This window comes from Kitasatospora sp. NPDC059571, assembly GCF_042735675.1.
Taxonomy (GTDB): domain Bacteria; phylum Actinomycetota; class Actinomycetes; order Streptomycetales; family Streptomycetaceae; genus Kitasatospora.
Window position 1 is genome coordinate 1 of sequence record NZ_JBHWBW010000496.1, and the last position, 5,683, is coordinate 5,683.

General features: G+C 76.3%; 5 protein-coding genes. All 5 read left to right on the plus strand.

Features of this window, described 5'->3' with window-relative positions:
- The first annotated feature begins 214 nt into the window (after positions 1 to 214).
- From ACFV0G_RS33815 to ACFV0G_RS33835, 5 genes are read left to right on the plus strand one after another with little or no spacing between them, the layout of a single operon-like run.
- The gene (locus tag ACFV0G_RS33815) at positions 215 to 943 is read left to right on the plus strand and encodes a hypothetical protein (protein ID WP_380556257.1); all 729 of its coding nucleotides are present in this window, start codon (positions 215 to 217) and stop codon (positions 941 to 943) included.
- A complete protein-coding gene (gene asnB, locus ACFV0G_RS33820) occupies positions 943 to 2,775 on the plus strand; it encodes an asparagine synthase (glutamine-hydrolyzing) (RefSeq protein ID WP_380556259.1) in 1,833 nt (610 codons plus the stop codon). The genes ACFV0G_RS33815 and asnB overlap by 1 nt, the downstream gene beginning before the upstream one ends.
- The gene (locus ACFV0G_RS33825; RefSeq protein WP_380556261.1) at positions 2,772 to 3,308 is read left to right on the plus strand and encodes a flavin reductase family protein; all 537 of its coding nucleotides are present in this window, start codon (positions 2,772 to 2,774) and stop codon (positions 3,306 to 3,308) included. The genes asnB and ACFV0G_RS33825 overlap by 4 nt, the downstream gene beginning before the upstream one ends.
- On the plus strand, positions 3,305 to 4,774 hold the full coding sequence (locus ACFV0G_RS33830) for a 4-hydroxyphenylacetate 3-hydroxylase family protein (RefSeq protein ID WP_380556263.1): 1,470 nt from the start codon (positions 3,305 to 3,307) through the stop codon (positions 4,772 to 4,774). The genes ACFV0G_RS33825 and ACFV0G_RS33830 overlap by 4 nt, the downstream gene beginning before the upstream one ends.
- Positions 4,771 to 5,613: a class I SAM-dependent methyltransferase gene (locus ACFV0G_RS33835; RefSeq protein WP_380556265.1), complete on the plus strand. Its 843-nt coding sequence runs from the start codon at positions 4,771 to 4,773 to the stop codon at positions 5,611 to 5,613. Before ACFV0G_RS33830 ends, ACFV0G_RS33835 begins: the two co-directional genes overlap by 4 nt.
- Positions 5,614 to 5,683 lie beyond the last annotated feature (70 nt).

The window sequence follows — 5,683 nt, forward strand, 5'->3', positions numbered from 1 at the left end:
GTTCCCGGCCGTCGACCCGGGGTGCGGCCCGGAGCGCGGGAGGGCGACCTTCGGAGCATCCGGGGGCGCCGATGGTCGCCCGGGGCGGCTCCGTTCGGGGCTTCTGACCACCCGTCGGGCCTTCGTAGCGTGGCGGTGCGGCCCGACCACCGGCGGTCGATCCCGCCGCGGTCGGCGCTTTCGCGTCCGACCCTCCAGCCGAAGGGAGACCCCGATGGGCGATGTGTCCGACGGCATCCTCGCGCGCGCCGGCGACCGGCCGGCCGCGCCCGAGCAACCGAGATCGCCGTACCGCACGATGCCGGACGGCGAGCGCTCCGCGCTGTGGCGCCGGCGGCTGCACGAGGCCGAGGCCGGGCTGACCCGGTACCTGGTGTCGCGCGGCGACGAGGTGCACCTGGCCGACTGGTTCGCACTGCAGGCGGAGATCTTCGCCGACCTGCCGGAGGCCGCCGCACCGGCCGCCGCCTGGCAGCGGGTGTTCTTCCGCGGCCAGGCGCTGATGGAGCGGTTCCTGGTCTCCCGGTACGGCGAGGAGGTGCTCGGTGCCTGGGCGCGGTCCAACGCCGAGGTGCACCGCGAGGTCGAGCCGGACCACGGCCGGGGCGCCGCCGACCCGATCCACCGGATCGCCCGGCAGGCCGAGCTGTACGGCTCGCACTACGAGTTCGACGACGACCGGCCGCCGGCCGCGGAGCTGGCGGCGGTCACCATCACGCACTGCGCGATCTGGGACTACCGGGAGCAGGCCCGGCGCAGCGGCGTCCGGCTGACCCTGGCCTCCCCGTGCACGTACTGCACCCAGGCGCTGTCCGCCAACATCCGGGCCAAGGGCTACCGGCCCGCGCACCGGCTGCACAGCGGCCCGTCCGGGCACGGCTGCCGCTGGGAGGCCTGCGCGCCCGGCCGCGACAACGGCCGCGACGAACCGCGGGGGGCGTGATGTGCGGGGTCACCGGCTGGCTCGACTGGGACACCGACCTGCGCCACCAGGAGGGCCTGGTCCGGGCGATGACGGCCACCCTGGCCTGCCGCGGCCCGGACGCGGACGGCGTCTGGCTGTCCCGGCACGCGGCCCTCGGGCACCGTCGGCTCGCGGTGGTGGACCCGGACGGCGGCGGCCAGCCGCTGGCCGACCGCCCGGACGGCCCGGCGGCCGTGCTCGGCTACAACGGCGAGCTGTACAACGCCGCCGAACTGCGCGCCGAACTGTCCGCCCTGGGGCAGCGGTTCCGGACCCGCTCGGACACCGAGGTGGTGCTCCGCGCGCACCTGCAGTGGGGGCGGGAGGCTCCGCGGCGGTTCAACGGCATCTTCGCGTACGCGCTGTGGGACACCCGGCGCGAGGAGCTGCTGCTGGTCCGCGACCATCTGGGCATCAAGCCGCTGTACTGGCACGCGCACCGCAGCGGGGTGCTGTTCGGCTCGGAGCCCAAGGCGCTGCTGGCGAACCCGCTGCTGCCCGCCGAGCTGGACGCGCAGGGGGTGGCGGAGCTGTTCGCGCTGCCCGCCGCGCCGACCGCCGGGCACGGAGTGTTCCGCGGACTGCATGAGGTCCGGCCCGGCCACCTGGTCGCGGTCACCCGCGGGGCCACCCGCGAGGTCCGCTACTGGCGGCTGGAGTCCCGGCCGCACACCGACGACGCGGCGGCCACCCGGGCCCGGGTGCGGGAGCTGCTGGCGGACGCGGTCGAGCGGCAGCTGGTCGCCGACGTGCCGCTGTGCACCCTGCTGTCCGGCGGCGTGGACTCGTCGGCGATCACCGCCCTGGCCGCCGCGGCCCGCGAGCGCACCGGCCAGGGCAAGATCACCAGCTTCTCGGTGGACTTCCCCGGCAGCGCCGACCGCACCCCGGACGCCTGGCGCACCACCGTGGACGCGCCGTACGTCGAGGCGGCCGCCGAGCACATCGGCACCCTGCACACCACCGTGCTGGTGCCCGACGACGACCTGCTGGACGCCCGGGACGCCGTGCTGCGCGCCCGCGACCGGCCCGGCTGGGGCGAGATGGACGCCTCGCTGCACCTGCTGTTCCGCGAGGTCCGGCGGCGCTCCACGGTCGCGCTCTCCGGCGAGGCCGCGGACGAGGTGTTCGGCGGTTACCCGTACTTCCACGACCCGGCCGCGCTCGACTCCGGCACCTTCCCCTGGCTGCACGGCCGGGCGGTGCCGGCCGAGCTGCTGCGGCCCGAGGTGCGGGCCGAGGTCCGACCCGAGGAGTACACCGCCGAGGCGTACCGGGACTCGCTCGCCGAGGTGCCCCGGCTGCCGGGCGAGCCGGCCGCGGACGCCCGGGTCCGCGAGGTGTTCCACCTGGCGCTGACCCGCTGGCTGCCGCCGCTGCTGGACCGGGTCGACCGGGTCTCCATGTCGGTCGGGCTGGAGGTGCGGGTGCCGTTCTGCGACCACCGGCTGGTGGAGTACCTGTGGAACGTCCCCTGGGCGCTCAAGGCGCCCGGCGGCCGGTCCAAGGGGCTGCTGCGGGACGCCGTGCGCGACCTGCTGCCGCCGCAGGTGGCCGACCGGCCGAAGAGCGGCTACCCGTCGACGCCGGCCGTCCGGTACACCGAGGTGCTCGGCGAGCGCGCCCGCGAACTGCTCGCCGACCCGAACGCCCCGGTCTTCGACCTGGTCGACCGCGCGCTGGTGCGCCGTCACCTCGCCGAGGGCCGGCCGCTGCCGAGCCCGCGCACCGCGCCGAACCCGGTCGGCGGCCTGGACCACCTCGTCCAGGTCGACGAGTGGCTGCGCGCCTACCGGGTGGGGCTGCGGTGAGCGCCCCGGTGACGGCGGCGGGCCCCGCCGCGGAGGCCTACCGCACCGCCGCCCGGCACTGGGCGACCGGCGTCGCCGTGGTCACCGCGGAGCACGCCGGGGAGTCCTTCGCCAAAACCGTCTCCTCGTTCTGCCCGCTCTCCCTGGACCCGCTGCTGGTCAGCGTGGCGGTCACCCGGCACAGCCCGATCGTCGCCGCGGTCCGCGCGGACGGCCGCTTCGCGGTCTCGGTCCTGACCGACCGCCAGGCGCACGTCGCCCGCCGGTTCGCCACCCCGGGCGCGGGCCGGGCGCTCGGCGGCTTCACTGCGGTCCCGATGCGCACCGAGGCCACCGGCGCCCCCGTCCTGGAGGGCGCACTGGCCTGGTTCGACTGCCGGCTGCACACCGTGTTGCCCGCGGGCGACCACGCCCTGCTGGTCGGCCGGGTGGCCGCCGCCGCCACCGCACCCGGCCGCCCGCTGCTCTACCAGGACGGCGGCTACCGCACCCTCGCCCCCACCCCACTGACCTCGACAGGAGTCGGCGCATGACCCTGCTGGACCCGCCCGCGGCCGCCCGGGGCCTGCTCACCGGCGACCGCTACCGGGCCGAACTCGACGACGGGCGCGAGCTCTACCTCGACGGCACCCGGATCGGCAGCCCCGCCGAGCACCCGGCCTTCCGGCCCGCCGCGGACGAACTCGCCCGCCTGCTCGACCTGCAGCACGACCCCGACCACCGCGACCTGCTCACCTGGAAGGACCCGGACAGCGGCCTGCGGCTGGCCCGCGCCTACCAGCCGCCGCGCACCGCGGAGGACCTGCGCCTGCAGCGGCGCAGCGCCGAGTTCTGGCACGCCGAGGCGCTCGGCCAGCAGGGCCGCTCCCCCGCGTTCATGGCCTCGATCGCGGTCGGTGTGTACGACTTCCGGCACCGGCTGGCCGGCGCCGATCCGCGCTTCGGCGCCAACGCCGAGGCCTGGTACCGGCACTGCGCTGCCAACGACCTGGTGCTCTCGCACGCCCTCGGCGACCCGCAGATCGACCGCTCCGCCGACCCAGTGGACGATCCCGACCTGGCGCTGCGGGTCCTGGAGGAGAACGACCGCGGCATCGTGGTGCGCGGCGCCAAGCAGCTCACCACCCTGGCGCCGCTCGCCCACGAGGTGCTGGTCTACCTGTCGGCGTCGTTCACCGAGCGGCGCGGCGAGCAGTTCGTGGTCTGGTTCGCGCTCCCGCTGAACACGCCGGGCCTGGTCACGCTGGCCCGGGAGCCGCTCGGCGGCGAGTCCTGGGGGCACGCCCACCCGCTGGGCGCCCGCTTCGACGAGCAGGACGCGATGCTGTTCTTCGACGACGTCCTGGTGCCCTGGGAGCGCGTCTTCCTGCTCCGGGACGGCCTGCTGGCCCGCGAGGGCCTGGGGCGGATCAACGCGTGGAGCGCGTACGTCGGGCACATCCGCTACCGGGAGCGGCTGCGCACCCTGCTGGCCACCGCCACCCTGGTCGCCGAGTCGATCGGGGTGGACGGCTTCCGCAACATCCAGGAGGACCTCGGCCGGCTGGCCGGCTACGCCGAGCTGACCGAGTACTTCCTGGACGCCGCCGAGGCCCGCGGCGGCGTGACCGACGGCGGGCTGTTCGCCCCCGGCGACACCGCCGCCTCCCGGGTCTGGTCCGCCGAGGTGGCCGCCGAGGCGGTCGCGATCGTCCGCCGGATCGGGGCCTCCGGCCTGCTGATCCAGCCGACCGCCGGCGACCTCGCCAACCCGCGGCTGCGCCCGCACCTGGACCGCTACATGCGCGGCCGCGGCATCGACGCCGAGCGCAAGTCCCGGCTGTTCCGGCTCGCCTGGGAGCTGACCGGCGACGGCTTCGGCCAGCGCCAGGACCTGTACGAGTACGTGCACCGCGGCGACCTCGCCCGCAACCGGATCAACATCTTCAAGCGCTACGACCAGAGCGCGGCCCGTGCGCGGCTGCTGCAGCTCGTCGACCCCCAGGAGGCCCAGTCGTGACCACCGCGTCCGCCGTCGAGATCCAGTCCCGCACCCTGGCCGGCTACGCCGACGCCAGCCGGCTGCGGCAGGTGCAGGACCGCGACTGGGTGCTCGACCGCGTCACCGGGTCCCCGCGGACCCTGATCGACCTGGGCAGCGGCATCGGCCAACTGCTGGAGGGGGCGCTGGAGCGGCTGCCGTCACTGCGGCTCGCGGTCGGGCTGGAGCGCTCCGAGCACCGGATCGCCGAGGCCGCCGAGCGCCTCGGCCGCTTCGGGGAGCGGGTCGTCCTGCACCGGGCCGACCTGACCGCGCCCGAGCCGCTTCCGTACCGGGCCGAGGTGATCACCCAGACCTCGGTGCTGCACTGGCTGTACCCGGACGAGGAGCGGGTGTTCGCCTGGGCCGCCGCCCACCTGGCGCCCGGCGGGCGGTTCCTGCTCACCACGTACCACCCGGCGCGCGACGGCCACGGGCTCGGCGGCGAGGACGACCTGGTGCGCGACGCCCTGGTCGAGCTCGGCGCCGAACGCACCGACGTGCCCGGCCTGTTCGAGCAGGGCGGGGTGCTGCCGATCGCCACCAGGACGCGCACCGCCGACGACCTGGCCCGCACCCTCGCCCCGCACCTCGCGGTCGCCGGCCACCTGGAGCGCGAGGCCGTGGTGACCGTGCAGGGCCCGGAGCAGTACGAGCACTTCCACGCCGCGACCTTCGGCGACTACTACAGCCGGCTGGTGCCGCCCGAGCGGCGGGCCGCGTTCTTCCGCGCCGTCGGGGCGAGCGCCTGGCGGCGGCAGCAGGAGACCGGCCACGTCAGCCGGATGCCCGTCCGGCTCTGGGAACTGACGCAGTGACGTCCCCGGTGCGGGGCCCCCCCCGCCCCCCCCCCCCGGGGCGGCCCCCCCCCCCCCGCACCCCCCCCCC

What these genes read in the sequence shown, in the direction of transcription:
- ACFV0G_RS33830 (WP_380556263.1), top strand. Translation starts at nt 3,305, where the DNA reads ATGACCCTGCTGGACCCGCCCGCGGCCGCCCGGGGCCTGCTCACCGGC.
- ACFV0G_RS33815 (WP_380556257.1), top strand. Translation starts at nt 215, where the DNA reads ATGGGCGATGTGTCCGACGGCATCCTCGCGCGCGCCGGCGACCGGCCG.
- asnB (WP_380556259.1), top strand. Translation starts at nt 943, where the DNA reads ATGTGCGGGGTCACCGGCTGGCTCGACTGGGACACCGACCTGCGCCAC.